Origin of the sequence: Sulfitobacter sp. HI0040, assembly GCF_001634885.1 — a bacterium.
Classification (GTDB): Bacteria; Pseudomonadota; Alphaproteobacteria; order Rhodobacterales; family Rhodobacteraceae; genus Sulfitobacter.
The window spans coordinates 1-2,904 of sequence record NZ_LWEX01000149.1 but is presented as its reverse complement, the minus strand read 5'-3'; the positions used below and the strand labels follow the sequence as shown (position 1 = coordinate 2,904).

The following is a 2,904-nucleotide window of genomic DNA, read 5'->3' as shown; positions in this document are numbered from 1 at the left end:
ATGATGCGCCACATGTTGCGCGCGCCCCCCACCAAGGCCTCCCCCATGCCGGGAGTTTCCGTGGCGGGGCGGAACGCCATGTCGCTCACGATACCGATGCGCAGGTTGTTGGCGAAACTGCCGTCCGCCTGCGGCTCATCCGTGGAACGCGGCGTCAGGGTGAAGGGCAGCGTCTGGCCCTTGCGCCAGACCGACAGCTCCAGCGTCGCGCCGCCCGACGCCTCGACCCGGTCCTTGAGCTGGTCGAAGGCGTGGATGGGCGTGCCGTCCACCTCGACGATCACGTCGCCGGGCCGCAGCCCAGCTTCATAGGCGGCCGATTGCGGCACCACCTGCCCGACGAGGGGCGGCAAAAGGTTGGGCCCTTCGACGGTGAGGCGCTGATCCCCCCGGAGCACATCGTATTCGAGCACCCGCGCATCGGGCAAATCGGTCAGAAAGGCGCGGTAAGCCTCCCGGTCCGAAGTGGCCGGGATGGGCTCACCGTTGATCCCCGCAATGACATCGCCGGTCATCAATCCCTGCGGGACAAGCGGCATGTCGTGCAATTCGCCCACGGTCAAGGGCTCGCGCGGCGTGCCCGATACCAAGGCGATCCCGGCGAATATCAGGATCGACAGGACGAAGTTGAAGACCGGCCCCGCCGCCACGGTCAGGGTGCGCGCCCAGAGCGGCGCACCATGCATCGTATGGCGCAGCTTGTCGGGATCCTCGGCCAGTGCGGCAATCGCCACCTCGTCCTTGCCCGAGGCCGCGTCCGCATCGCCCGCGAATTTGACGTAACCGCCAAAGGGCAGCGCCGCGACCTGCCAGCGGGTGCCCCGCTTGTCATGGCGCGAAAACAGGACAGGGCCGAAGCCAAGGCTGAAGACATCCGCCTGGATGCCGCACCAGCGACCGACGATGTAATGCCCGTATTCGTGAATCGCGACGATGACCGACAGGGCCACGACAAAGGCAACCAAGGTCCAGATCAGGCTGCCGAATTGCGGCGCCAGCGAAAAAATGTCCAAAACTACCCTGCCTTCTTGTCGGTCGCGGCTTTGGCCGCCTGCCGTGCCAGATGGTCGATCCGGATCACGTTATCAAGTGTCATATCGGCCGTGGTCAGTCCCGGCTCGGCGGCGAGCGCCTCCATCACCTGTTCGACCACGGCCGCCATTTGGGTGAACCGCAGCCTGCGATCCAGAAAACCGTCGAGCGCGCTTTCCTTTGCCGCGTTGAAGACCGCGCCCGTCAGACCGCCTGCGGCCATCACCTCCCGCGCGAGGCGCAGGGCTGGCCAGCGCTTTTCATCCGGGGTGCGGAACTCAAGCGTGCCGATTTTCGCAAGGTCGAGCCGCTCCACCGGCAGGGCTGCGCGCTGGGGATGGTTCAGGGCGTAGCCGATGGCGTGCCGCATGTCCGCAGGGCCGAGATGGGCCATGATCCCCCCGTCGCGGAAACCGACCAGCGCGTGCACCAGCGATTGCGGATGTACGAGTACCTCGATCGCGTCGGGCGCGATGCCGAAGAATTCCCGTGTTTCGATGATTTCCATGGCCTTGTTGAACATCGACGCGGAATCGATGGTGATGCGCTGGCCCATGTCCCAGTTGGGGTGGTCCGAGGCCTGCTCCGGCGTGGCGTCTGCCAGTTTCTCCAACGGCCAGTCGCGGAAGGCCCCGCCGCTGGCGGTGATGATGATGCGTTCGACCGCCCCCATATCCTCGCCCACGAGGGCCTGGAAAATGGCGGAATGCTCGCTGTCCACCGGCAGGATCGTGGCCCCGTGCCGGGTCGCTGTTTCCAGCATGAGCGCACCGGCGCAGACAAGCGATTCCTTGTTGGCCAGCGCCAGCGTCGTGCCCTGTTCGAGCGCGGCCAGCCCGGGTGCGAGACCGGCGGCCCCCACAATGGCGGACATGACCCAGTCCGCCGGGCGGCTGGCGGCTTCGCGAATGGCCCCGGCCCCCGCTGCGGCTTCCGTGCCGCTGCCTGCAAGCGCGTCGCGCAGGTCGGGCAGCAGGTCTTCGCGGGCGGTCACGGCCACCTCGGCCCCCAGCGCGCGGGCATCGGCGGCAAGCTGCGCGATATTGCCCGCGCCGGTCAGCGCCACCACCTGATAGGCCGCGGGATCACGGCGGACGAGGTCGATCGTGCTTTGCCCGATGGACCCGGTCGCACCCAGAATTGAAATGCGTCGCGGCATCAGAGTCCGGGCGGGAAGCCGATGAACTGACCGATGATCAGCAGAAACACCGATGCCCCCAACATCCCGTCGAAGCGGTCCAGCAGGCCCCCGTGCCCGGGAATGAGCGCCGAGGAATCCTTGACGCCCATGCGCCGCTTTACCCCGGATTCAGCCATGTCGCCCATCTGGGAGGCCATGGAAACCGCGATGGAAATACCGATCAGCTGCAGCCCGACCCCGGTATTGAGCGAGAATAGCGCGCCGATCAGGGCGGCCCCCACCCAGCCCGCCGCCGTGCCGGACCATGTCTTCTTGGGGCTGACGCGGGGCCAGAACTTCGGCCCGCCGATGGCCCGGCCCGCGAAATAGCCCACCACGTCCGTCGTCACGACCACCAGCACCAGCCACATCAGCCAGCCGAACCCCAGTTCATCGCGGATCTGCACGATGCCAAAGCCCGCCAGAAGGATCATGACGGTGAAAACCATGAAGATCGTGCGATGCCTGGCAAGCTGGCCGAAACCCACCATCGCAGGGGCCAGCAGCACCGGCAGCGCAAAGCCCACCGGCAGGTAGAAAGCGGCAAGCAGGGCCGCCCCGGTCAACCCGCCCATCTGCAACTGCGCACCCCGTTCGCCGGGGCGCAGCATGCCGACCAGTTCCCAGACCATCAGCCCGCAGATCAGCGCCACCAGCAGGTGAAAGACAAGTCCGCCGAACCAGATGCCCAA

General features: G+C 66.7%; 3 protein-coding genes. All 3 read right to left on the bottom strand.

Translation table 11 applies throughout. The features are described 5' to 3' along the window. A partial coding sequence (gene rseP, locus A3728_RS10480) for an RIP metalloprotease RseP (protein ID WP_067923172.1) occupies positions 1 to 1,013 on the bottom strand: 1,013 nt, incomplete at its 3' end. 2 nt (positions 1,014 to 1,015) lie between these two features. Then, positions 1,016 to 2,191 (bottom strand): 1-deoxy-D-xylulose-5-phosphate reductoisomerase, encoded by a 1,176-nt coding sequence (gene dxr, locus A3728_RS10475; protein WP_067923169.1) that lies wholly within the window; start codon positions 2,189 to 2,191, stop codon positions 1,016 to 1,018. Continuing rightward, a partial coding sequence (locus A3728_RS10470) for a phosphatidate cytidylyltransferase (RefSeq protein WP_443069426.1) occupies positions 2,191 to 2,904 on the bottom strand: 714 nt, incomplete at its 5' end. The genes A3728_RS10470 and dxr, both read right to left, overlap by 1 nt.

Excerpts from the sequence above, each read along its gene's own strand:
- dxr (WP_067923169.1), bottom strand. The coding sequence starts at position 2,191 with ATGCCGCGACGCATTTCAATTCTGGGTGCGACCGGGTCCATCGGGCAA.